Annotated in this window: 23 protein-coding genes and 1 pseudogene; 1 reads left to right on the plus strand and 23 read right to left on the minus strand. The window is 42.7% G+C overall.

Features of this window, described 5'->3' with window-relative positions; all coding sequences use genetic code 11:
- Window positions 1-58: 58 nt before the first annotated feature.
- The 6 genes from AC07KQ_RS09840 to AC07KQ_RS09865 form a co-directional block, all read right to left on the minus strand.
- Window positions 59-961 (minus strand): sortase domain-containing protein, encoded by a 903-nt coding sequence (locus tag AC07KQ_RS09840; RefSeq protein WP_019896047.1) that lies wholly within the window; start codon window positions 959-961, stop codon window positions 59-61.
- Between the two features lie 357 nt (window positions 962-1,318).
- Window positions 1,319-2,149: a YitT family protein gene (locus tag AC07KQ_RS09845; RefSeq protein WP_032764566.1), complete on the minus strand. Its 831-nt coding sequence runs from the start codon at window positions 2,147-2,149 to the stop codon at window positions 1,319-1,321.
- Between the two features lie 467 nt (window positions 2,150-2,616).
- On the minus strand, window positions 2,617-4,548 hold the full coding sequence (locus AC07KQ_RS09850) for a fructose-1,6-bisphosphatase (RefSeq protein ID WP_121070476.1): 1,932 nt from the start codon (window positions 4,546-4,548) through the stop codon (window positions 2,617-2,619).
- A 431-nt stretch (window positions 4,549-4,979) separates the two neighbouring features.
- Window positions 4,980-5,381 carry a Spx/MgsR family RNA polymerase-binding regulatory protein gene (locus AC07KQ_RS09855; protein WP_480156552.1) on the minus strand — a complete coding sequence of 134 codons (402 nt, stop codon included), beginning with the start codon at window positions 5,379-5,381 and terminating at the stop codon, window positions 4,980-4,982.
- A gap of 633 nt (window positions 5,382-6,014) precedes the next feature.
- A complete protein-coding gene (locus tag AC07KQ_RS09860; protein WP_019890815.1) occupies window positions 6,015-8,165 on the minus strand; it encodes an AAA family ATPase in 2,151 nt (716 codons plus the stop codon).
- A 380-nt stretch (window positions 8,166-8,545) separates the two neighbouring features.
- Window positions 8,546-9,310: a tyrosine-protein phosphatase gene (locus AC07KQ_RS09865; protein ID WP_019890813.1), complete on the minus strand. Its 765-nt coding sequence runs from the start codon at window positions 9,308-9,310 to the stop codon at window positions 8,546-8,548.
- A 177-nt stretch (window positions 9,311-9,487) separates the two neighbouring features.
- Here AC07KQ_RS09865 and AC07KQ_RS09870 point away from each other — a divergent pair, with 177 nt between their 5' ends.
- On the plus strand, window positions 9,488-10,381 hold the full coding sequence (locus AC07KQ_RS09870; RefSeq protein ID WP_019890811.1) for an LCP family protein: 894 nt from the start codon (window positions 9,488-9,490) through the stop codon (window positions 10,379-10,381).
- A 206-nt stretch (window positions 10,382-10,587) separates the two neighbouring features.
- Here the strand turns inward: AC07KQ_RS09870 and AC07KQ_RS09875 are convergent, their stop codons facing one another.
- The 17 genes and pseudogenes from AC07KQ_RS09875 to AC07KQ_RS09955 form a co-directional block, all read right to left on the minus strand.
- Window positions 10,588-10,719, minus strand: coding sequence for a transposase domain-containing protein (locus AC07KQ_RS09875; protein WP_019890809.1), 132 nt, complete (start codon window positions 10,717-10,719; stop codon window positions 10,588-10,590).
- Between the two features lie 24 nt (window positions 10,720-10,743).
- Window positions 10,744-11,427: pseudogene (locus tag AC07KQ_RS09880) on the minus strand (IS66 family transposase); the annotation flags it as partial.
- Window positions 11,428-11,442: 15 nt separating this feature from the next.
- Entirely contained in the window at window positions 11,443-11,760 is a 318-nt protein-coding gene (locus AC07KQ_RS09885; RefSeq protein ID WP_019890803.1) for a hypothetical protein, read from the minus strand.
- A 409-nt stretch (window positions 11,761-12,169) separates the two neighbouring features.
- A complete protein-coding gene (gene tnpB, locus AC07KQ_RS09890; protein WP_019890801.1) occupies window positions 12,170-12,349 on the minus strand; it encodes an IS66 family insertion sequence element accessory protein TnpB in 180 nt (59 codons plus the stop codon).
- Window positions 12,339-12,566, minus strand: a complete 228-nt coding sequence (locus AC07KQ_RS09895) for a hypothetical protein (RefSeq protein ID WP_019890799.1) — start codon at window positions 12,564-12,566, stop codon at window positions 12,339-12,341. Before AC07KQ_RS09895 ends, tnpB begins: the two co-directional genes overlap by 11 nt.
- A gap of 200 nt (window positions 12,567-12,766) precedes the next feature.
- Window positions 12,767-13,435: a sugar transferase gene (locus AC07KQ_RS09900; RefSeq protein WP_144182170.1), complete on the minus strand. Its 669-nt coding sequence runs from the start codon at window positions 13,433-13,435 to the stop codon at window positions 12,767-12,769.
- A 705-nt stretch (window positions 13,436-14,140) separates the two neighbouring features.
- Window positions 14,141-14,992, minus strand: coding sequence for a dTDP-4-dehydrorhamnose reductase (gene rfbD / locus AC07KQ_RS09905; RefSeq protein ID WP_019890796.1), 852 nt, complete (start codon window positions 14,990-14,992; stop codon window positions 14,141-14,143).
- A 70-nt stretch (window positions 14,993-15,062) separates the two neighbouring features.
- Window positions 15,063-16,088, minus strand: coding sequence for a dTDP-glucose 4,6-dehydratase (gene rfbB, locus AC07KQ_RS09910; RefSeq protein ID WP_144182169.1), 1,026 nt, complete (start codon window positions 16,086-16,088; stop codon window positions 15,063-15,065).
- Window positions 16,089-16,090: 2 nt separating this feature from the next.
- On the minus strand, window positions 16,091-16,663 hold the full coding sequence (gene rfbC / locus AC07KQ_RS09915) for a dTDP-4-dehydrorhamnose 3,5-epimerase (protein WP_019893563.1): 573 nt from the start codon (window positions 16,661-16,663) through the stop codon (window positions 16,091-16,093).
- Window positions 16,663-17,538, minus strand: coding sequence for a glucose-1-phosphate thymidylyltransferase RfbA (gene rfbA / locus AC07KQ_RS09920; RefSeq protein WP_019893561.1), 876 nt, complete (start codon window positions 17,536-17,538; stop codon window positions 16,663-16,665). Before rfbA ends, rfbC begins: the two co-directional genes overlap by 1 nt.
- 369 nt (window positions 17,539-17,907) lie before the next feature.
- Window positions 17,908-18,765: a glycosyltransferase family 2 protein gene (locus AC07KQ_RS09925; protein ID WP_019893559.1), complete on the minus strand. Its 858-nt coding sequence runs from the start codon at window positions 18,763-18,765 to the stop codon at window positions 17,908-17,910.
- The gene (locus tag AC07KQ_RS09930; RefSeq protein ID WP_019893557.1) at window positions 18,765-19,934 is read right to left on the minus strand and encodes a hypothetical protein; all 1,170 of its coding nucleotides are present in this window, start codon (window positions 19,932-19,934) and stop codon (window positions 18,765-18,767) included. Before AC07KQ_RS09930 ends, AC07KQ_RS09925 begins: the two co-directional genes overlap by 1 nt.
- A 32-nt stretch (window positions 19,935-19,966) precedes the next feature.
- Window positions 19,967-21,379, minus strand: a complete 1,413-nt coding sequence (gene wzx / locus AC07KQ_RS09935; RefSeq protein WP_144182167.1) for an O-unit flippase-like protein — start codon at window positions 21,377-21,379, stop codon at window positions 19,967-19,969.
- A gap of 26 nt (window positions 21,380-21,405) precedes the next feature.
- Window positions 21,406-22,488 carry a glycosyltransferase family 4 protein gene (locus AC07KQ_RS09940; protein WP_082265863.1) on the minus strand — a complete coding sequence of 361 codons (1,083 nt, stop codon included), beginning with the start codon at window positions 22,486-22,488 and terminating at the stop codon, window positions 21,406-21,408.
- Between the two features lie 4 nt (window positions 22,489-22,492).
- Window positions 22,493-23,458 carry a glycosyltransferase gene (locus AC07KQ_RS09945; RefSeq protein ID WP_019893552.1) on the minus strand — a complete coding sequence of 322 codons (966 nt, stop codon included), beginning with the start codon at window positions 23,456-23,458 and terminating at the stop codon, window positions 22,493-22,495.
- Between the two features lie 272 nt (window positions 23,459-23,730).
- Window positions 23,731-24,477, minus strand: coding sequence for a CpsD/CapB family tyrosine-protein kinase (locus AC07KQ_RS09950; RefSeq protein ID WP_019893550.1), 747 nt, complete (start codon window positions 24,475-24,477; stop codon window positions 23,731-23,733).
- Window positions 24,478-24,491: 14 nt separating this feature from the next.
- Window positions 24,492-25,412 carry a YveK family protein gene (locus AC07KQ_RS09955; RefSeq protein WP_019893548.1) on the minus strand — a complete coding sequence of 307 codons (921 nt, stop codon included), beginning with the start codon at window positions 25,410-25,412 and terminating at the stop codon, window positions 24,492-24,494.
- Between the last annotated feature and the right edge of the window lie 125 nt (window positions 25,413-25,537).

Raw genomic sequence — 25,537 nt, forward strand, 5'->3', positions numbered from 1 at the left:
CTAGAACCTGACAACCTGAAATTGAAAGCCAAAAAGCAATGGTGATCACTCAACAGCCTTAACGTGCAAAGGCAATCAAGCGCCAGTAGTTACCTACGCAAGTTTGTAAGGTAATGCGCTGACCGCCGCCAGTACCCGTGATTGCGTTCCATAAATCTTGTCCACTGGCAGTGACGGCATTTGGATTCACTGTCGCCAATTGATAAACATGGTACGTGCGCGGGTTACCAGCAGCGTCGGTCACTGTGATCGGCGAACCAATGCCAAGTGATAGCATCGCGGCAAAAGAACCAGGATTGTGGCCAATAAAATGCGTGTTTTGACCACTATTGTTACTATAATTTGCTTGACCGCCCCACGTTGCAGCTCCAGTGCCCGGTGCTGCAGTCATACTTTCATTTCCAATGATATAAGGCACTGTCACACCTGCAAACATTAGGACGCGGCTCGCGTAAGCAGGTGCTTGCTGTGCTTGCGGTTGTGCTGGTTGTTGAGCAGGCTGAGTTGCCGGTTGTTGCGCCGGTTGTTGTTGCGCCGGTTGGGCAGCAGTCGCGGTTTGTGCTGCAGACGGTGCTGCCGATACAGTCACTTCGGCAGTAGAAGTCGAAGCCCCTGTATTTGAATCAGATGAATCAGAAGTAGCAACAGCTTGTTGACTAGCCGGTGCGCTTGAAGCAACGGATGTACTTGCCGCCGTCTGTGATGATGATGTAGCAGACGTTGGTTTAGTCACTGAGACAGTGCGAACGCTCCATTGCGGATGTGCTGCAGCCTGTGATGCAGGTGCCTTGGCAGCAGTGGCATCGAGCAAATCGTTAGAACTACTTACAGGATTAACTTTCTCCCTCGTGCTTGTGCGCGATCCGGCCAAGTCTTGACGCTGAATGGTGGTGCCTGCTGCAGTGGTGATAAGCAGCCCACTCACGACAAGAGCGAAAGTGATGAGACTTCTGCGTAACATATAGACTCCCCCAGTCCATATCGGCAAAATGACTTACCACATATTCTTTTCGAGATGGCCATCTCATGCTTTTCATTATGGCGCATTAGTTTTGTAGGTAAACATATATGCTTACCGATTGTAAGTGCTTAACGTTATTTTTAAGTTAAATAATCCTTATTTCATGCATTTATCAGTGTTTAACGCCATATTTGCTAAACATTCTTTTCAAAAGTTGGTTAAAACCGTTAGCATTCAAACCGACTTTTGAGATTTAACCGTCTGATTTCTAACCAAGCGACTCACGCTTATCAAAAAACTGCGACAACGTCCGAATTTTTTCGGGAACGCTGTCGCAGTTTAATACCATGATGAAGCTTAAATACTGCCGCCATGAACCTCAGTTGCTGCCATGGTCAAGATGAAAGCATTGGGATCAATTGCGTGGACTAAGTCAATCAGATGGCGGAAGTTGGCTTGTTCGACCACGACCATCAACATCTCCTTAGACTCATCTGAGAAACCGCCAACGACGCGTTGCACCGTTAAGCCATGCGGCGTTTCGTCGCGGACTTGCTGTTTAATCGTCGCCAATTGCGGACTCATGATGTAAACTGCCTTTTTCCGGTCAAAACCGGTTTCGACATAATTCATGACCAGTCCGGTAATCGCCAAAGCGAACACGGCCAAGATGAAGGCCTCGACACCGGATACGGGGATGTTAAAAAGTGACACGATCACATCAGTGGCTAGTAGCATGACTGATGGTTTCAAGCCAAAGTATTTTTTGAAAATGAGCGGCGGAACCGTGGTCCCACCGCTTGAGGCATCCATTTGGTACAGGAACCCAACACCAAAGGCAAACACAACACTGCCGACGATGATCGCCAGCAACCGATCTGTGACTAGGTTGATTTCTGGCGTCAGCCATAGCAGCAACGGCAACATGAAGCTGCCGAATAAAATGCGTTTTAAGGTGCTGCGATCCAAGAAGAACCAAGCTAAAAGCAGCATGAGCAAGTTGACGCCCATGGTGGTGATGCCGACTTGAATGCCGGCAACTTCTTGAACCAAAATGGCAATTCCGGTTGCGCCGCCAGCTGCGACAGCGTGAGGTGCATAGAACATGTTAATACTGATTGCGATCAGCTCCAGCGCTGCCACGATCCAAAACCATTTGAATATCGGATGACGCATCATTTTCTGCATCAAGCCACCCTTTCTGTTAATCATGTTTAAACCGACTCTTATCGTACTAATAACTATACTGGAAAAGTGGTGGTGTGACAAACAGGCGTTATCTGGCGTGTGGTTTGGTTTTTTTATGTTCTATTTCTGTTAGGAAATTTCCGAAAGCCCGGGCTGGCTACGCGGCGATTTGAGGTGGCGACCGCGAAGCTAGCGCACTGGGCACGACTTCAAGCCCGCAAAGCCCCCGCGGTCTTGAAGCTCGGCCTTGGTCTAGGCGGAGAAAACCACGCCACCAAGACCAATTTCAGTGCTGAGCCCATCGCCGCTCCGCCAGCCCTCATCATTCTATTCTAGAATTCGAGAGAAGTTGACGCTCGCACTGTTAATGAAATGATGCGAAATAACACCTGCTTAAGACAGCCAACCCAAGATATAACCGCCAATTTAAAAATTAGGGAACCACACCTAGACAATACCCACGCTTTCTAGTCCTCTTCCCGCAACTCACCCAAGCGCCGCTTCAATACCTCAACCTCATCCTGTAGCTCGGTGCCAATGTCAGTTTCTGCTACCGTTCGGCGCCGGGCTTCGGTTTCGACGACGCGGCGGGTTGAAATGATATCAGTAAGGTTGGCGATAGCATCGGCTTTTGTGGTAAATGGTTGGTGCGTCACTAGTTGCATGCCATAGGAATTATCCAAAAGCGTGTAACCGCCGATTCCGGTGGTTTTTTGATACGGTTTAGAAAAGCCGCCGTCGATGACGATCATTTTGTTATTCGCCATAATGGGGTCGGTGCCTTTTTTGACTGGCGTATGGCCATTAATGACATGGCCGACTTCAGGATCGAGGACAAATTCCGCCAAGATCTTTTTGATAAATTCCGGGTCCTTACGCAGGTGATAATACGGATTACGGCCTTCGACATGGGCTTTCGGATCGCTAATGAAATAGCGTTCAAAGGTCGTCATGTCGTGCTTGCCAAAAAGCGGTGAATTTGGACCGGTCCAGAGATACCACATCAGATCGGTTGCTAAGTCAGCATTCTCCGTTGGTTGACTGTATGCCAACCGAAGATTTGCTTCCAGCATGTCAAATAGTTGACGGCCAGTATAAGTCGTCCCTTTAATGGTCAAGCCAATAAAATTGCCATCCTCGTCCACCGGCACACACCCGTGCAGCAACAAATTCCGGTTGTACCGCAAATACATGCTGCCGTGATCAAGTAGAAAATCCATGTGGCGATGCAACTTTTCAGAGTGCGTAAAGGACTCAACCAGCGAGTCAATGACCTCTTGCTCCTCTGGCAACAACTTGTAAGGATCAGCCGGATCAACCGTCGCAAAACAGCCGTTTTCAATCGTATAAGTATCACCATTCAACTTGATGGTTGAAAAATCAGGTGCCAGTTTCTCCAGCACTAGCCGATGATCCATGTCAAATTCAGGCCGACGTTTAATCACTGGTCCTTCCAGCTTAAATTGAATCATCGCAATCGCCTGATGAATCTGGGTAATTTGAAGTCGCTCCGCCTCAGTAATTGGTCGATCTGATCGCTCCATTTTTGGTGAAAAGGCGGGATTATCTTGATAGTATTGTTCCGCTAATCGGGCCAAATGCCGCAAATTAATCCCATAAACATCTTCGAGAATACTTAAATTGTTATACCGCGCGGAAATCCGCACCAAATTGGCAATGCACAAAGCCGAACCCGCGGCGCCGCCGATCCAAAGAATATCATGGTTGCCCCATTGAATATCCACTGAATGACGCCGACCACGTCTAATCAAGCTTTCAACCACCTGATCCGGCGCCGGTCCTCGATCATAGATATCGCCTACAACGTGAAAGTGATCTACCGTTAAACGTTGAATCGTTTGACACGTTGCCGCAATCCACTGATCGGCCTGTTCAAGAACGATTAAATTACGAATAATTTGCCAATAATAAGCCAGCTTGTCAGGCGTATCGGCATCATTGTACAGCAACTCTTCGGTGATATAGACAAACTCCGGTGCCATCGCCTTGCGAACTTTCGAACGCGTGTATTTGGTCGCGGTGAACGCCAGCAAGCGAATCAACCGTCGAAAAGTCGTCAAATACCACTGTTGCAAGTCATCCCCCGCCATCTCCCGATGAATCGCCGCCATTCGCTCAGACGGATAGTACACCAAAAAAGCGAAGCGCTGCAGGGTCGCCTCCGTCATTTCATCGCGAAAACAGGAACGAATTTTGCTTTTCACATTCCCGCTACCGTTCCGCAAAACATGCTGAAAGGCGTTATACTCCCCGTGGATATCGCTCATAAACGCTTCCGTCGGCTTAGGCAAATTCAAAATGGCTTCCAGATTAATGATTTCAGTCGCAATCGCTGGCACCGTTTGATACTTCGCCGTCAGTTCACTGTACAAGTCCATGAAACAGCTTCCTTTCACATATACCAATTTTGGCTCATGGCAATATCATAGCATAATCCTCTAGATTGTATACGGTTTCAGCCAATTTCACCATTTCCGCTTGAAAAATGACCTCTGATTCAGCTCTGTCGTCACTATCATGTCCTAACATTCATACAAAAAAAGCCCAAATGATCCCTAGCTAATAGTCAATGATGAATGTCCAACAGTAAACAGCGACCAGTTCTCGCTCCACCATCATCCCGCGATTGTCAATTGCTCATCAAAACCAACTCAGTAACACCCAAAGCATACGCACCAAGGTCTCCTCACCCATAACTGGGGCCACCATACGCTAATCACCAATCGCATCAAAAAGCGCAAAAAAACCGTCTAACCACAGACGGCTTTCATTGAAACAACTAGCAAAACTAACTTAACTGTGCGCGTTTTTAAACACTTGAGGTACTGAGCAACGCCGCCCACAACTTCTGGCGCCGAACTTCGCGTGGTAAAAATACCCGCACCGAGTCCTGATTAAACCCAAATAACAGACGACGATCGTCCACAATGATCGGCCAGCGCAAAATCGCTGGATGCTCGGACAAAAGGGCGACCGCTTCCTTCAACGACAACGCATCAAAGTCAATATCAAGGGCCTGAAACGCCTTTGAACGACGGGAAACTAAACTATCAATGCCATCTTCCGAACGAGCGAGCAATTCCAAAATCTGCGGCTTGCTAATACCTTGCTTTGAAAGCGAAATCTCTTGAAACGGTAATCCATTCGCTTCAAGCCAAGCTCTAGCTTCACGACTCGACTTTGACGAGCCCGATGTATACAACTTGATCATCCAATCACCTCTCAACGAAACAACAATTATTTATTATTGTTTCTTTGCCAATACCACCCACACATTAGATGCCAATCACATTCACAAGTCAAAAAGATTTACTCACGACACGTTTTTATTCTCTTTATAATAACTTACCATAGTCAGATGATTTTCACAATAATGGTACTCATAATTTCGCTCATAGCCATCAGTGACAGCTAATCATTGAAAAGCCATCTAAATCATCTTTCAAAATGAGAAGTCCCTCCTGAATAAAAGTAGTAAATCCCATAAATAACAATTGCACGAACATAAAAATCGTCATGATTTCTTGTGAATTACTAGTACAATCCTTGATACATTATTTTTGCATCAGCGGTTAGTACACAACAAACTTAGCACAAGCTTATATCGCTTTCAATAACATTTTTTCGAAAATTTAATTTCAAATACTAACAATTAAATAAAATCGATGACAGGAAAACAGCAAATTCCTTAGAGGCTCATGGCATTTTGAATTGATTCAAAATCATCGACTGCCAAAATTCACAAGAAATGCTGTGCACAATTTATTTTAAATTTTATTATACGACTTATTGTAGACCAAAAAAAACCGCCAAGTGCATGTGCACTTGACGGCAGACGCGAACATTACTTCGCACCATCGGCTACTTTCTTTGATTTACCAGCTGTCGGTTGCTTCTCGCTAATCACAATTGCATCATCAACCAGATCAGCTTGCAACTTCTTAGCCTTTAAATGATCCAAATAGAAGTCAGTCACCTTATCACGAATGTTGCGTTCGATCACACGCCGTAATGGCCGTGCGCCCATTGCTTCATCATAACCTTGTTCAATCAACCAATCTTTAGCTGCTGCGGTGACAGTTAACGTAATCCCCTTCTTGGTCAAGGTGGCGTTAACGTCATCAAGCATCAAGTCAACAATCTTACCTAAATCTTTCTTGGTCAGATGACTGAACTCAACGATCCCGTTAAACCGGTTCAGGAATTCAGGACGGAAGTAAGGTGCCAACCGCTTCATCAGATCTTCGTCTTGCTCCTTCTTGCCAGCCAGCGTCTCGTTGCCAAAGCCAGCATTGGAAGTCGCGATGATCACTGTGTTCTTAAAGTCAACCACGTTACCTTGACCATCCGTCAACCGACCATCGTCCAGCACTTGAAGTAACAGTGTCAAAACTTGCGGATCAGCCTTTTCGATTTCATCAAGTAAAACAATCGAATACGGATTGCGACGTACTTGTTCGGTCAAGGTGTTGTTGTTGTCGTTATAGCCAACATACCCGGCACTGGTACCGATCAACTTGGAAACTGCCGTGCGATCACTGTATTCAGACATATCCAAGCGAATGATCGCATCTTTGCTGCCAAAAAGATCTAACGCTAATTGCTTGGCCAATTCAGTCTTCCCGACACCGGTAGGCCCGACAAAGAGGAAACTGCCAATTGGCCGATTGCCTTCATCAAAGCCGGCTCGATTGCGGCGAATGGCGCGAGCGACCATCTCAACGGCTTCATCCTGACCAATGACCTTGCCCTTCAGACGCTTACCAATGCCCTTCAGACGTTCAATATCGGAAGCGCCAAGTTTGGAAACTGGCACACCAGTCAAGCGTTCAACCGCAGCCGCTACATCATTAGGCGTTGCAACGACAGGCTTCTCGTCTTTCGTACCATCAAGCTGATGTTGCTTGTCGGCAATCGTCTTCTTAAGGTTAGCGGCTTTTTCGAAGTCCTCCGCCTTGGCTGCAGCATCCTTTTGAGCGTTCAGATCCTTAATCTGTTTCTCGAGTTCAACCTTATCAACAATCGGATGCTTGCTTGCCAAATGCGCCGCCGTCATGTCAATCAAATCGATGGCTTTATCCGGCAATGACCGCTGTGGTATATATTGAATACTGTAATCAACCGCAGCCTTCAAAACATTTTCTGGCAATTGAACGTGATGATGCTGTTCATAAAGCTTCTTGATGCCTTCCAAAATCTTAACGGTATCAGCCGCGGTCGGTTCATTAATGGTGACATCGTTGAACCGCCGTGCCAACGCGCTGTCCTTCATGATCGTGTTGCGATACTCATCTTGCGTCGTTGCGCCAATCACAGTGATCTCACCGCGAGATAGCGCCGGCTTGATGATATCGGCCAACCCTTTGCCGCCAGACTCTTCGCCGCCAGTCGCACCGGCACCAAGAATTTGATGGATTTCATCAAAGAACAGAATCACGTTGCCTGCCGCTTTGACTTCTTTGATGAGATTCTGAATCTTCTCTTCAAAACTGCCACGATACTGCGTGCCAGCTTCAAGGTTCGACAAATCAATCGACCAAATCTGCTTGTCCTTGATCGACTCGGGCACATTGCCTTTGACAATCGCCTGCGCCAAACCTTCAACAACCGCCGTCTTGCCGACACCGGCATCCCCGACCAAAATCGGGTTATTCTTCGTCCGACGACTCAAAATTTCTGCTGTTTCTTGAATTTCATGCTCACGACCGATCACAGGATCAAGCAAACCATCTTTAGCTTCCTGCGTTAAATTACGCCCAAGCTTTTCAAGAATGCCACCTTTTTTAACCGCTTGTTCACCAGTCGTTTCAACTGGAATTTCGTCACCTTGCTTCGGCAACTGCCCAGTTGCCCGATACTGTGCGAATTCATCTGGCGTCATTTCGTGACCATTTACCACATAACGGGCAGATTCACCTTTGCCCATACCTTGTAACATTTGATTAAAAACATCATCCATATCATGATTGAAAAACGGATCGTTAAAGTTTGCCATAACTTCATTCCTCCTTGTTGGGAAAGTGCTCGGAAAAGGCGTGGTACGGAGGCGTGCTATGCAGCTTTACAAAACGCGCTCGCGGGTCGCAGCAACCTCCGTGTAAGGATCTTGAACCTAACTGACCAAAACCCAGTCAGTTAGGTTCAAGGCCGCTTACACTCCGGTTGCTAAACGCTCCCGCTCGCGCTATGCTGCATAGCAAAAAGTACTCCCAGGCGCACTGGCAGTACTTTGTGTCGAACTTATTCACTTGTTGGCACGTTTGCCGTTGCGCCTTTTCCTTGTTTACATAAAGTAGTATAGCACAGTTTCAGCACTCGCGCAACGAGAGTGCTAAAATTTTTCAAAACTATTTTCAGTGCAAACAGCAAGGCTGTCTAATAGCGTGACAAAAGCCGCTTTTCAACTTTATGCTCATTAAAACGCACCAACGGATCCCCGTTAACAAGTGCTCGGGCATTCTCTTCAAAAATGTGTGCCTTCTTCTCACCACGCTTGCGAGTTAACCGCTTGAAGGCATCACTCATTTCGTAGCTCCGGCCTGGCAAATGATGGGCGTCGGACGCAAAAACATGTGCCAACCCTGCATCAATGATGTCTTCAGAAAATTGCTGCACCTTTTTGCCAAACGTGCCAACATAACTGCTGGCCGTCACTTGCGCAAACGCACCGCGTTCAATCATCTGGTAAAGCAACCCCGGATGCTTCATCAAACGAGTATTGCGCTCAGGATGGACAATCACAGGAATCATCCCACGCTGCATCACCTCAAACAACATGTTCTGGGTATACAGCGGCACATCATCAGACGGAAATTCGATCAACACATAATGACCCGACGCGTCGCAAGTCAAAATATCCCCATGATCAATCGCGTCCAACAACAGGCCATTAATCCGAACCTCTTGGCATGGATAAATCGTCAACGGAATGTTGTTGCGATCCAACTCTCCTTGAAACTCGTCTGTCATACGAATCACATCCGCAGCGTGATTCGTATACCGTCCATTCATGTGGTGCGGGGTCATCAACGCATGCGTGATCCCGTCCGCAACCGCCGCTTGTGCTAAATCTAATGAAGTCATCAAGTCTTTCGACCCATCGTCAATGCCCGGTAGCATATGACAGTGTACATCAATCATCTTTCAGTTCCCCTTCCAATATGTACTAGTATCTAATGAAGCGCTGACAAGGTCAAATCGTTTTTTGTAACAGTTTGTTAACGATTTGCAATAAAACCCCATCAGCCGCGCGAGATTCCCAACTTTGCGGTATAATATTGGAATATTCGGACACTATGGAGGAAATGAGGTTTAGAAATGAAAAAGATCCTAGTACGCGTTTTACTCGTGCTACTCGTTGCCGCTCTTGGGTTTGGCGGTTTCGTGTATTACATGGTACATAATTCCACGTCCCAGATTTATTCTTATAATAAGAAGACGAATAAGTCCTCGGACGATAAAACCACCAGTAAAAAACCTGTTGCTTATCTGCTTCTTGGCACGGACACCGGTGCTCTTGGCCGATCTTACAAGGGACGCACTGATACTATGATCGTGGTGGTTGTTAATCCCAAGTCTAAAACGACCACAATGGTCTCGGTCCCTCGTGATACCAAAGTTGATTTCGACGATGTTACCATCAAAATTAATGCTGCATACTCCTATGGCTCATCGGACACAGCCATGAGCGCGGTTGAGAAGCTCTTAAATATTAAATTAGACGGTTATCTATTGGTTAATATGAAAGGCCTTGAACAGCTCGTAGACGCCGTTGGCGGCGTTACTGTTACCTCGCCACTTAGTTTCGACTATTATGGTAAGTCTTTTGTAAAAGGACAATCGTATGATTTAAACGGAAGTGATGCGTTGAAATTCTCTCGGATGCGCTATGATGATCCTCAAGGTGATTACGGTCGACAAATGCGCCAACAGTTAATTCTTACTTCTGTCATTGGTAAGTTACAGAAAAACCCAGCAACAGTTTTGAGTCAGAAATTTCTGAATGCAGTTGGTGAGAATGTTCGTACTGATGTATCTTTAGGATCCGTCAAGAACTTAGCAACTGACTATCGAGCAGCGGGCACCAATATCAAAAGCGATCAAATGCATGGAACTGGTCAAAATATCGACGGCCAAGATTATGAAGTTATGTCCAATTCAGAAATTGCACGTGTGCATAGCGTCATTCAGGATGCACTGGACGCAAAATAGTTAAAGACGCTTAACTATCTCTAGCAGTAATTTAAGTCTCATTCTCTTGCAGCCTACACAGAGAATGAGACTTTTTTAAATCACATGCGTCTTTACACAAAGTACCCGTAAGCACTCAATAACAGCACGCCTTTTTAGGCAACACAAATCACCTGTAGGCTGACATTGTCATCGTTCTACAGGTGATTTGTGTTTTTAGTCCGCATCTAAATCAATAAATAAGCTTTGTATTGGTGGCTCGTTGCGAACCCCGGCAGTTGCGGCAACCTTTCCAACAACATTTTCAGGTATTTGAAAATATCTAAACCATTGGCTTTCGAGGTCTCAATCACGGTCATGAAAATGGTATTGGCTTCCGTCCCTTATGGGCTGGTACCGAACAGCCAATTCTTTCGTCCCATCACAAAGCGCTTGACGCTTCGTTCCGTGGCATTATTACGCCAATCCATCTCTCCATAGTCTAGCAGCCAATTTAGATATTGACGTTGATTGAGCGCATACTGCACGGCACGGCCTAGGGCGCTTTTAGGCAGGATCGTCAAACGGTCAATCCAACGCCAAAACTTAGTCACAAGCGGCGCAATTTGTGTTTGGCGGAAATGATGGCGTTGTTCGGCAGTCATTGCTTTAACCTAGCGTTCTAGATAAAACATGCGGTCAATATACCCTAACGGTATGAGAATAGTCTGGTGATCAAGGACACCTTTGAAGGCATCAAAGAATTTACGCCGGACAGGAGTCCAACAGTCGGCCGGCGTCATATCAGAAGCCAGCTTGTTATAGCCGGAATAGCCGTCAATTTGGACGATACCGTCAAATCCAGCACAGATCTCTTTGGCCACTTCACCTGAGCGCGTTGGCGCATAGTGATAATAAACCGCCGGTTCACGACACTGGTGTGTGGATCGCATCACCCAAATGTACGACTTTTGCGCCGCTTCCCTTCCGGGTTCGCAAATGACTTGATAAGGTTTTTCCTCGCCTTTCAAAAAATGCAGTTGCAGTAAGTGGACGTGAATCAGATTCCAAACCGGCCGCAAGTATTTAGCTAGCTGCTTGAATCATCCAGTTAGCGTTGCCTCACTTAAGATCGTATCATCACGTGCCCATTCATCAATTTGGCGATAAGTTTGGTGAGGAATCGTGATCAGTTCCTCACGCACTATGTACTTGCCGACGTTGGTTAAGGTATGGCCTTTTGGACAGATTGTTTTCTTACACGGAATTGTCTCCTCAATGGTTGGCATACCGTACCTTAAGGTTTCTTGACGTGTGGCTTTCGCTTTCTTCTCCTTTGGTTCCATTTTAGCTGTGGTTGCAACTGGTTCGCTTTGTTTCCCAGTGTGCTCCGGGTCGAAGAAAACACCATGATCTTCCAACAGATCCCCTTGTTCACTGCAAATCTATTCGGAACGTTTGCCATAAACCCATCGAGAGAGCTTGGCGAGTTGTTCGATGACCTCGGCATTCTCCTGTTTAAGTGCCTCAATGAGCTGCCGCTGTTCTTCATTTCCTGTCGTAGCCGTTTAATTTCTTCTTCTGTCATCATGCTGATCGTCACTTGTCTTTGGTTATTGGAATGACTGTACCACTGATCAAGCGCAATAACGATTGTTTTTTTATTTTTTAATGCATGGCAACCGGATACACGGTCAGGTCGATGGCTCAGCCTGAAAGTAGTCGTACGAAGTGCTTAATGTGAAGTTTGCGGCCCTCATCTTGATTCAGTGGATATTGTAGGCGGCCATCTTCAATGCGCTTGTAAAGCAAGATAAAACCGTCACCGTCTCAATAAAGCGCCTTGGAACGATCCTTGCGCGTTCCGCAAAACAAGTAGAGCACTTTGTTATAAGGATTATGTTCAAATTGGTGTGTCACCACATTCGCCAACCCGTCAATACCATGGCGCAGATCGGTTTTGCCGCAAACAATGTAAATGCCATGTAGATGGCTCATATCAATGAGCATCAGAAAACACCGCCTTCAGGAGGACATCAAGAATATAGCCCTGAATGTGGTTGTAAACAACGAGCGTTTCATGGTTATTAACCCTGATTGGGAGGGCTTTGGACGTTGGTAGTGGCATCGGTGATGAGTTTTCCTGATCGAGTTTGGCTTGAACAATATCTGGATTTTTGGGTCTACTAAATGTCAAAAAAGTATGGCAAAAACGGCCACCAATCATGGAAGCCGCCTTGAATAATGGAATCTGCCCTTTCTGATATCTAAGATTAATCAACGCTGAAGGTGTGGACTCTTTTTTGATTCAATTTCTTAGGACGATACTAAATCGAACACAAACAGTAAGCCCACGTTTAATTAAACCACAACCATAATCATTTAACTTTAATTTAAAGAATAAGTAACTGCACCTCAAAAAACTCTTTAATATGCTCCTGTAGGACGAACTACGACAAGAACTGTCTTCAACAAAATCTTAATGTCTTCTAAAACACAAGCATTGTTAATGTAATGAATATCTAGCGCAACCATTTCCGGAAAATCAAGATCATTTCGTCCTGAAATCTGCCACAGACCCGTTACCCCTGGGACAACTGTTAAGCGCTGACGATCATAGTTAGTGTACTTAATAACCTCACGTGGTAAAGGAGGTCTAGGTCCCACTAAGCTCATGTCACCCCGTAATACATTGTAAAGCTGTGGCAACTCATCCAAACTATATTTACGGATAACACGACCGACCCGTGTGATTCTTGGATCATTTTTGATTTTAAACATGGCGCCTTCTACATCATTCTTTTTAAGCAACTTATCAACCATTTTATCAGCGCCAGCGACCATGGATCGGAATTTCCACATTTGGAAACTCCGTCCGTCTTTCCCCAAACGTGTCTGCGAATAAAATACTTTCCCATGCGGATCATCCAGCTTGATTAATATCGCAAGAACTAAAAATACCCCACTAAGTAAAACAAGGCCGATTAGACTAGCCGTGAAATCAAAGCACCGTTTCGTAATTAAATATGTCGGTGTCAGTCCCCCAAGATCAACTTGCTCGGCTTGGGCCTGTCTTCGGTCAGATGCTGTCTCCAAATTTACCCCTCCAATATTCTAAAGTGCCCCAAAAATACTTGCTTCAAGACATCTTATAACATTCCTAATATATGAGCAACCTAATTGTTCACATATTATCAATACACTTTCTATACAATAACTGGGATTTACCTAAGTCTCATAAAATCGTTAAATATAAAAAACTGTGCGTTGATCCAAAAACATTAACTAACGAGACCATTATCTGATGTTTTGAACCTAGAGTGCAATTGCCGCCTGCTTAAAGGCAAAAAAATGATTCTGTCCTTGCGATCTCAATATCGAGATTGATTCGACTTGAACCTTATGTCTAAACCTTATTAATTCACAAAAATAATCTACTTTAAGACATGTTGTTATCGCAAAACACTTTTTAAAGAAAGACTGGTTGAATCATTCAACCACTATTATAAAAGCACATGCTAAACGGTCAATAGGTACAATTCCATATCGTGATAAAAATTTTCTTGCTAAACTGGTTTGGCAAGAAAGATTTCTTTATTTAGTCAAAGATAATCTACAACAAAGTTTCCTCAATCGATTTTCCCAGAGGTACGAATTCAACAAGTCCTTTAAATGATTAGCTGAGCACCAAAAAGTCTTAGCTTGATTGGTTTCTAGAAAAAAAACAAAAGGCAGCCTCCATATAAGCTGCCTTATAAACTTTTAGCTCAATTCCAAAGAGAAAACTTAAGATCACGAATATCAAGACCGCTTCTGGTTAATCACTTTCAGGAAATCATTCAAAGCTGTCTGCCATGTATCAATTTTAAAACCTGTAGCCTTTGTCTTACTTAAGTCCAAGATCGAATGTCGTGGCCGCCATGCCTTCTGCGGATACTCTGATGACGATACTGGCTTAACATCAACATCTTTGTCAGCCAAAATAGCGCTAGCAAATTCGTACCAGTTACAACTGTTGTCATTAGACAAGTGGTAAATGCCATAATTCAAATGTTGATTCACGGCGAACGTCATGAATTCTGCGAGTGTCTTCGTCCATGACGGACGACCGTATTGATCGTCGACAACGCTGAGTTCTTTGTGTGTCTTGGCTAAGTCCAACATAGTATAAACAAAGTTATGACCAAATTCACCGAATACCCATGAGGTCCTAATAATATAGAACTTCTTAAGATATTTTTGGACTTGTTGCTCACCTTCATATTTTGCTCGTCCGTACTCATTACGTGGAGCAGGTTGATCATCGACAGTATAAATTTCTTTGCTATCACCGTCAAATACATAATCTGTACTGATGTAGACAAGTGTCGCATCTACTTCAGTGGCCGCTTTAGCCAAATTACGTGTTCCGTCAACATTAACTTTTTGATTAATCGCCTTAGCTTCACCTTCAGCCTTATCAACAGCCGTATAGGCAGCACAGTGATAAACTAGCTCGGGTTGATAATCTTTAAAATACTGATTAACCGCCGTCTCGTCAGTAATGTCTAAATCATGGGCATCTGTTGCCCGATAAGCAACGCCCCGCGCATCTAATAGGTGGCGCAATTCTGTACCCAGCTGACCTTGCGCACCAGTAATTAAAATCTTCATGTATCTTCTCCTCGACATTCCAGAAAATAGCAGCTTCATAATTAGCGACGACCATTACTGTGAGCTAAAGTCATTGACCGTTTTCTTGGTACTTTTCTTCTATCGCGGTCTTTTCACCTTGCCACCAACTGCGATGATCTGTGTACCATTTGATGGTATCTGCTAAACCTTCTTCAAAGTCCGTATACTGAGGTTTCCAACCAAGCTCTTCACGGGTTTTGGAAGCATCAATGGCATATCGCATATCATGCCCGGGACGATCCTTAACCTGTTCATAGTAATCAGTTGGTTTGCCCATCAATTTTAAGATAAGTTCAAGTACCGTCTTATTGTCTTTTTCGCCATTAGCGCCGATCAAGTATGTTTCACCAATTTTTCCGCTTGTCAAAATATCCCAGATAGCACTTGAATGATCGTTTGTGTGAATCCAATCACGAACGTTTTTGCCAGTGCCATAAAGCTTTGGTTTGATCCCGCTTAAAATGTTTGTGATTTGGCGAGGAATAAATTTTTCGATGTGCTGATATGGGCCATAGTTATTCGAGCAATTAGAGATTGTTGCACGTACGCCAAATGACCGTGCCCACGCATGTACCAACATGTCACTGGCAGCTTTAGTTGAAGAATATGGGCTGGAAGGATTATAGCGACTGTTAACGGTGAACTTCTCGCCAGGGCCTTCCCCGTGTCCCGGAAGATCCGCACGTAATGGTAGATCTCCGTACACCTCATCTGTGGAAATATGGTGGAATCGAACGTCGTACTTTCTTGCTGCTTCAAGTAAAGTATAGGTGCCAATAACATTACTATGCAAAAATGGGTCGGGATTAATCAACGAATTGTCATTGTGACTTTCAGCTGCAAAGTTCACAACCGTATCGACTTCACTCATCAATTTATCGACCAAGTTCTTGTCTGCAATATCGCCGACCTCTAACTTGACACGATCGCCTAAGACGTCCTCAATATTGGCCTTGTTGCCTGCATATGTTAGTTTGTCCAAAACCATAATCTGAACATTCGGATGATTATTATAAACAAAATGGACAAAATTTGAACCGATAAAACCAGCCCCACCAGTGATCATAAGTTTCATTATCAAATCTCCCCGTAAACAAAGTTATTTTCAGCATTCTTCAACTGTGGATGGTGCTGATCCTTCTCAGACATAATAAGGTGTGCGGTTGCCATTGGCCAATGTATGCCAATATCAGGATCATCAAAGGCAATTCCACGATCAGCTTCGGGAGCATAGTACCCTTCAACCTTATAAGCAAAATTAACATTTGGAGTTAATGTAATGAACCCATGAGCAAAACCTTTTGGCACAAGTAATTGGCGATGGTTGAATTCGCTTAAAATGTATCCTTCCCACTGACCATATGTAGGCGAGCCTTTTCGTATGTCAACCAAAACATCTTCAACAACGCCAGTTATCACACGAACTAATTTTGTTTGTGCATGTGGTGCCATCTGGTAATGCATGCCTCTTAACACACCCGCTTCAGCTGACAACGATTGATTATCTTGATTGAAGTCATTAGTGATGCCCGCCTCTTGAAACTTAGGACGAGTATATGTCTCTGTGAAAAAACCGCGGTTATCACCAAAAACGTCTGTTTCAACCAACTTGACATCAGTTAACTTTGTCGGAATTACTTTTAAAGCCATTACTTACTCTCCTCCTTGACCAAGCGCAACAAATACTGACCGTAATCATTTTTCTTGAGTGGCTGAGCAAGTTCTTCCAGCTGTTCAAGATTAATATACCCCATACGGTAGGCAATTTCCTCAAGACAAGCCACTTTAAGGTTTTGTTGCTTCTCAATAGTTGCGACAAAACTTGAGGCAGCAAGCAGTGAGTCATGTGTTCCAGTATCTAACCAGGCATAACCTCTACCCATAACTTTTACGTCTAACTGACCACGATGAAGGTATTCCTCATTCACATCGGTAATTTCAAGCTCGCCTCGCGGTGACGGTTTAACATTTTGGGCTATATTTATTACGTCATTATCATAAAAATATAGTCCCGTCACCGCATAATTACTACGTGGATGCTCAGGCTTTTCAACAATCGAAATTGCATGTTGGTGTGCATCGAACTCTACCACTCCAAAGCGCTCAGGATCGGTAACTTGATAACCAAAAACCGTGGCACCTGATTTTTTTGCGGCCGCATCTTGCAACAGTTTCGATAATCCTGCGCCGTAGAAAACATTGTCTCCAAGAACTAGAGCAACTGAATCATTCCCTATAAAACCTGCACCCAAGAGAAATGCCTCAGCAAGGCCATTGGGGTTGGCTTGAGCTTTATACTGGATACTCAATCCTAGACTTCTGCCATCACCGAATAACTCCTCAAATTGTGGAAGAAACTCCGGTGTTGAGATGATCAGAAACTCACGAATACCCGCTAACATAAGAGCAGACAGCGGATAGTAAACCATTGGTTTATCGTAAATCGGCACAAGTTGTTTACTTGTCGCTTTTGTAATGGGATAAAGTCGCGTCCCCGATCCCCCAGCTAAAATAATTCCTTTCATTAAAAATGCCCCCTTCATTCGACTCAAATATAATTTGAAACCTACATAGCGAAAATAAAATCTGACTTATTCAAAAAGTTGCTTTCTAGACAAATGCCCCACTGTTCGCGACCCGAGTCATACTTTGTTGCCAGCCGATAACCTAATCTTTAACGTCACCCCAATGATTACGGTTTCTAGCAAGAAAGTTTTAACAAATAAAAGACTCGTTTAGTTTAAAGCATTCCTTTTCATTGCGCAAGAAGCCTTCGGGGTACTTCCTCTGAGAAAGAAAATTACTGACACATCGAAATCTCTACCAAGACAACTACTCTCTCTGTGGTAAAGATACAGAAATTGAATTCCATCGAGATTTGAAACACTGTGGCACTACCGATACGCAGCAAACTTAATCAAACTAGATATTATAATGTCAAAAAAAAGTCGAATAGAACGATTTCTCCAAGACTCCTTAAGCTCAAAGATTACCAGCTTTCGTCCCTTATCATAATTTGTCCCGAAACTATCGCTAATCCACTTTTGGTTATGATAAAACTTAGAAATGTGCCGATATCTTTTATACAGATCTCTATAACCCGAAACATTATTATGTACAACAACAGCATCAGCATTGTAATATACCGACCATCCTTGCAAAATCATTTTGGCAGCCATATACGCATCTTCGGCAAACTCAACGTCAGCAGGGAAATTACCCACATCAACAACCGCTGTCATTCTATAAATTGAAAACGCATCCGAAGAAAAGTAGGTCGAAGGCCCCAGCTTTTTAATATCTTTTCTACTCTTCAACTGTGACTGCTTAGGATAATTAAAATAGCGGTCATAGTATTCGACACTATTTTTATGCGAATTCCTTTGTCGGCCATATGAAACACCCGCTTCAGGATTTTTATCAATTCCTGAAATAAGCTGATCAATTGATTCTTCAGTAAAGATAACGTCTTGCGTCATCATTAATAAATAATCTACCTTGTTTTGAAAGTGAAGCACTGCCTCGTGGCGAACAAAACCATGAGAAAAGTTCTTTTGTAACATGATTTGGTATTTAACCTGATATTGCTGTAAGAGACTTACTGTATTATCCGTCGATTCCGAATCAATAAAAAAAACATTTGAAAGCGGTATCGAGCTTTTTTTGATTGTCTCAACAATTCTATCAATTTGATTTGCCGCATTTAACGTGGGTATAAAGATACCCACCCGATTGCCAATAAAATTGCCCATCATTTCACCTCCTCGCTCACTGTTAAAGTTCCCGGTGTTGATTCCAAAGAAACTTCCTGTGCCACTGAGAACAAATTAGCTGAAATAAGCATGTAAAACGGGCTGAATGTCACCAAAAAACCATTTGTCTCCGTAAATCCACTCAAAACAATAGGAAGTATTAGGACCGCCAATATTCTTTTATTTTTAATTTCCCGCTTACTTATAGTCACTAAAAAAAGAAGGAAAAATAGTAACAAAATGCTTATAACACCGAATGTTAACAAAAATTGGATGAATGCGCCATCGAAAGCGCCAAATCCAACAACGCCCATTGTCTTCTGATTAATAGTTTGCAAATTTCCCCAAGGCTTAATTGGCATCGCTTGATAATAATACTGCCAAATTTCCGCTCGTCCAGATAAGAGATCATTGATACTATTCCAAAGCGTATCAGTCGACGAATACATTTTTGCTATGTAAACTGAAATAAAGGTAAAAATTGGAACAAACAGAGTCGCGGCGGTGAGATAAATTTTAGTCATTTTGGTCGAAGATTGACGGGTTGTGTAATAGACGAAATATCCCACTATGCAGAAAACAGCACCAGTCTCATAGCCCAGTTGAATTTCGACAATAGTAACAATAATCACCAGTAGGAACTGATAGCCCATTTTACTTTTGAATACTAGCAAGGATTCGACAAATAACACCGATATTTCAAAAGCAAGAATATTCGCATAGGTAAATCCGTAACAAAAAATAGTAAAGTGAAAGTCAGTAAGATCCGCCCCATAACCCGACTTCGGTAAAATTGAAAACAAACTCAAGACGACAACTAGTATCACTGATACTAATCTACTATAGAAATCACATTTTAAAACAGTCTTTACGTGAAAACCAGTACCAACTATTAATGATAAAAGCACTGGAAGTATATAACTAGATCGATACAATTGAAAATATACTAATAAAAGTCCCGAGAAAACAATAACGGCAGCTATTCTAGTTATTGTCCAGTCGCTAATAACAGAAACAAGGACTAAGCTAGCCAAAACAAAAATAATCATCGTCGTGTTAAAATTGATGATCTTCGCAAAGTAAAGATTCCAACTGCTCAAGGACATAACGGAGACAAATACAAATAGCATGTAACCTATTTGCAACAATTTTTGATCTAATTTTCTCATCTTGAGTATATTCTTCCCTTCAGCTAACGAGGTCAACGTCGTAAGATTGAATTAGTCCAACCTTCAAACCCAATACCAAGAGTTGGGAGGAAAGCAAACCCTTCTCTTCTGTAAAAGTATTGAACCCAATACCAGTTATTAAAACATGCTTGCACAACAATTTGTGCTAAAACGACAAAAGTTAAACTGTTGGGGAAAATCTGAAGTGAAAGAAAAACAAGAAAAACGGATGCTATCGAGCTTATAACAAAAGACTTTGCGTATGGGATCTCGTTTGCGGCTGCAATATAAGTCGCGTAACCAGATTGTTGATTAAAAAGAAAGTAATACACAAACATCAGCAAAAAAGTTACTGTTGAAAAAGAGAACTCTGGCCTTAGGAGCCTGACAACAGGTATAACAACAATATAAACGGCAATCGAACCGCCCAAAAATACTGTGATATACGCTGCCTGACAACGCCCAATAATCCTTTGAAGCCCTCTTTTAGATCGTGACACCATACGATTCTGAATTGTTGGTAAATATGCATTATTAATCGCAACTGCCACACTGGCTACTGCGTTAATCAACTGAAGAACAAGTGAATAATGCCCAACTATTGTTAAGGAAACTTTTAAAGAAATGATGATTGAGCTACCCTGAGTAGCCGTATAATTTGCAATCGAAACAAATCCATCTTTAACCGAGTTCGGTAAGACAGTTTTGATTGTTATAAAAATCTCATTTAAACTCGCTTTCCTCTGACTTTCTTTGAAAATGCTTTTCACGTCTGAATTTCTAAAGAACGTTGTTTTACAGTATTGTCTAAAGATTACCCCTTGAGCTAGAAATCCGATCACTGCACCAAGAACACCGACACCCAGCATCAATAATATGGCAGATATTGTTATCTGGGATACTTTCGAAATCACAAGCGCAATATTGATAGATTTAATTGCGTTAATACCACGTAATATACTCGCATAATAATCAAAATAAAGATTTAAAAAGAATGACAAACACATAACAAGCCATGCAAGTAAATAATTCTGTCCAGAAAACCCATCAGTAATGTGCGAAATGTAAAGCGAGCCAACACTGAGCAACATGAGAAGAGCAACAGTGCTTAAAATCAAGTATAAGACTTTGCATGACTGATACAACAGTTTAAAGAGATTGACATCGATCTCTCCACCCGTTTGTTCAGTCATGCCTTGCCGAGTTAACTTTTTTGCTCCGCTCCAAACATAAGCAAAATTTCTTGCAAACGTAGGTGCAAATCCAAAGTCAAAAAGAGCCAACAGTCCATTAACGCTTAAAAAAACGTACCAGAGACCAAGGTCCGCGCCTGACAGTTTCAACAGGATAAAGGGAAGCATCAGGAAACCACTGGATAGCGAGAAGAAAGTTCCAATGTAACTCCACAGTACAGCCTGCGTTGACGTACCCATTTCTTTTGGCATATATAACTAGTCCTCCGTATGATCGATCAAGCTCGCACTTGCAACTTTTCTATCAGGGCTATCCACGCATCGGTGGACTTGTCCAAAGAAAAATTTTGCATGTCGTGAAGACCTCTATTGGCAATATTCATACATGCACTTTCATTCTTCAAAAGTTTAACAACTGTATTGACGAAAGCTGTCTTGTCATCGACTGGCAAGAGAAATGCGTTTTCTTGATCAGTAGCATACTCTTTGATACCAACAACATCACTTGCAACTAAGGCCGTCCCGCACGCCATAGCCTCCATTCCAGTTAGTCCCCAACCTTCAATCTTTGGCGGTAATAAATAAATCTTCGCGGGTCCGTATATCTGTTCTCTTAGTTGGCTCGTATTTGCTGACTGAAAATAGTGAAAATAATCTGGCAAGTCACTTGGTTTTGTCGGAACGCCAAACATAAGCACTTCCAAATCAGGGATTCTTTTTTTAACCTCTTTCAACACACTTACTCCAAAACCACTGTTCTTTTCCGGCAAGATATGATTTAGAAGTGCAACTCGATTACGTCGGCCTTTCATCGGATAACTAGGATAGAACTCTGAAGTATCAATCGAGTTGGGTATAATATAACTACGTTCGCCAGTGTTTTCAAAAACAAGTTGCTCAAGCCATTTAGCAACCACCACTTTATGAAGAGGCAAATGGAATGATTTGATAGCTTCATCTTGACCGCCATCTACCCATTTTTCTAATGCCTGAATGAAATAAAATTTCTCGCCCTGATCTGGTCCTTGATCTGCAACAAATTTAGCGGTTTGAACAGCAGTGGCAATCATAGCATCATAAGGTTGTTGTATTGAGCTGGCTTGGTGAAAATACTCAGAAATACTTGGATTTAACGAAAACCATTTAAGCTTAATCCTGTCTGGATCAAATCTTTCAACGACTTTCTTAACAATCATCTTAACATCTGCAAAGACTTTTGGCTTAACCATGAATCTTTCTGCCAAATAATAGATATCAACTTGCCATCCTTTAGAAACCAGTTGGTTAGCATACTTATAAACCATCTGGTATCCTCCAATTGGATTACTGGAAAAGGGGGGCAATACGAATGCAACTTTCATTTCTTTATTTTCTCCTTACAGAGACACCAGAAACAATAATAAGCAAAAGTTTTATATTTGAGGTGTTCTTCCAGTATTTCCTATTCCGAACAACAATTGCAACTCTTTTAAAAGGATTCCGGCAAATAGCAAATTCAGAGAATACTTTCAGCTCATCTCTAACAGAAAAAGGAAGTGATTGGGCCAATTGTCCAAGAATCAGAATATCGGCTAGTCTGTTTTTTAGAGATGATATTCTATGAATAATATTCAATCTTTGGGATAAAGTCCTTCTAGCGCCAATCTGATTATTGCCATGTTGCCGATACCGGACCAACGGTTTAGGTAAAAAAGCTAAATTATCAAAAGCACTGATAATCAAGGCAAAAAAAGCGTCATGCATAGTTACATTTAAAAATTCTCTTTTTGACATTTGGAGAACAAAATCACGAGCTGCACGGTTAATGGAAAGGGCTGCTCCAGTCACTCTTGGATCAAATATCAAAAATGAGAGGTCTCTTCTCTCCGTCTTGCTCCATCCATTGACGCTCATCATCGTATTGCGCAAGCTTCGATTCTTGCCATCAACTAACAGAAGGTCAGAATAAACGCCTCCCGGAATAGTCGAATCGAATCTTTCCCACAATAATTGTGTTTGTTGAATCTTATCAGGTTCCCACACGTCATCTTGATCTGAAAAGTAGTAATAATCGGCCTGTACTTTCGATAAAAGCGAGTAGATAGCACTTTTAACGCCTTGGTACTTTTCATCTTTAGGAACGATATGAATAGATGAACCATATTCCTTTAGAATTTTAAGAGTCCTGTCCTTAGAACCGTCATCATATACAAAAATTTGATAATCATACTGAGCGATATCCTTCTGACGTAAAATACTGTCAAGCTGCTGTTTGATATACGGTTCACCATTATATGTTGCGACTAACACTGCTACTTTGTCGCCATCCTGCCTCTTTGTCACGAAGCTCACTTTAACCCCACCTATTTTGAAAGCTTTAATAAGGCTACTTGTATATTAGTATTTAATTCTACTAATACTCGAACGTTTCTTTAATTATTTGTTTTTAATCACTCACAAAAGCATTCTTACCAACTAGAGAGTCCCCCCAAAACTCTTCCAAATCAACTCAATCAGACGCTTTTTACAATTCATTTTTAATGCATAAGAACGCTTCGGACTTTCATCACACTCTGCGCTGTCCTTCAGATAAATTTTAAATACCAACATATTCACAATTTGGATTATTTGCTGGCGTCGTTTCCGTAACCATATCCATATCCATATCCACGATCTCCGTGCTTGGCTTTCACACGTTCCACACATCCTAAAACATTGGCATTGGCCAATTTTAAAACTTCAATTGTTCGTTGCAGATCGCCTTTTAACGTTTTGCCCATCTTGGCAACAACAATCACACCGTCTGTTTTTGGAACCAAGACTTGTACATCTGAGACAGCCAGAACCGGCGGGGCATCTAAAACGACAATATCATAATTTTCACGAGCCCAGTCCAAGATGCTTGCCATTCGTTTTGAATTCAAAAGTTCAGACGGATTCGGCGGCACTGGACCCGAGGTCAGAATATCCAAATTATCGACAAAGGATTTCTCTATAACTTCGCCAACCGAGTTTTTACCTGTTAATACAGTCGTTACGCCGTCAAGATTAAGCGTCCTAAATGTTGCATGAAGCGTAGGACGACGCAAATCTGCGTCGACTAATAAGACCTTTTTCCCTGCCTGAGCCCACGTGACAGCGATATTGGCCGAGACTGTCGACTTACCTTCAGACATAGCTGAGGAGGTGAACATCACAACCTGACATCGATCTAAGGCAGCACCAGCAAATTCGATATTTGTCCGCACAGTTCGAAACTGCTCAGAAACAACATGTTTGGGCTCAGCAAATGTAACCAACATAACTCCATTTTTTTGTGTTTCTTGATCCTCATTGTTACGATGAAGAATTTTCCTAATTGACCATTGCACTGTAAGTTTCCTCCTCAAATACGGCGCCGACTACGTTGCGGAAAATCTGATTGGCCAAAATTTTCCGACCCATACTCTGTCGTTTTTGTTTCCTTAGACTCCTCAATAGCTTGATCCATATCCTTCATGTGCTGAACGTAATTGACAATCCCTAAATTCACCAATCCTAAACCATCGGTAATAAAATCGATATCTTTAATCGTTTGATCCGTCAATTCACGAATTAACCCCCAAATGAAAGCTAACAGTATTCCTAGAATCAAGCCGAGAATAGCCATCAATTTTAGCTTTGGTGATACCGGAGTCGAGTTTGCCGTTGCTTGTGAAACTATCGATACGTTAGAAATACTCATAATTGTGGCAATTTTCTTTTCGAAAACTTTAGCTACTTCATTGGCTATGTCTCGTGCCCTGACAGGATCTGTGTCTTTTACACTGACAGTGAAAACTTGAGAATTTTGTTGTGTTGACACAGAAACAACCTTGGCAAGGTCATCCGCGGTGATGTTTGTATATTTAGCCGGCTTCAGGTTATATTGAGCTGGTTGTGCTTTTTTCTCAACGTATTCTTCTCGAAGTCCGGTTGTGGCATTATAACGAGTGCCATAAACGGCCTTCTGAGCTTTTTTTGATATTACACGTTCAGGACTTGTCAAATCTTTTGCGACCGTTTGTAAAACTACGGGCCGCGTGATGATGTCCTTGTATGTATTGATAATTTGAATGTCAGCCTGCTGTGCGTTCAACTGCATATTCGGATCATTGTCTTGCTTACGATTAACAAGTAATGACGTATCCGACTCATACTTAGGAGCAATAAATGTCTTGGCACCGAAATAAGTAGCCGCCATTCCAAGAATTCCAAGAATAATCATTGCAACAAAGCTGCGTTTAAATACATTCCACAACTGTGAAAGGTCGATTTGCTTGTTCATTAACTCTTTCCCCACCTAATCCCATAATTTATATCCAACACTCAAAATGCGGACCACAAGCAACGCAGCCCGCATTTTTAAAAAAGACTTTTTTAAAACCCTACTCCAAAGCATAATACCCTAGC

It is taken from the genome of Lacticaseibacillus sp. YLM2-1 (assembly GCF_056583465.1).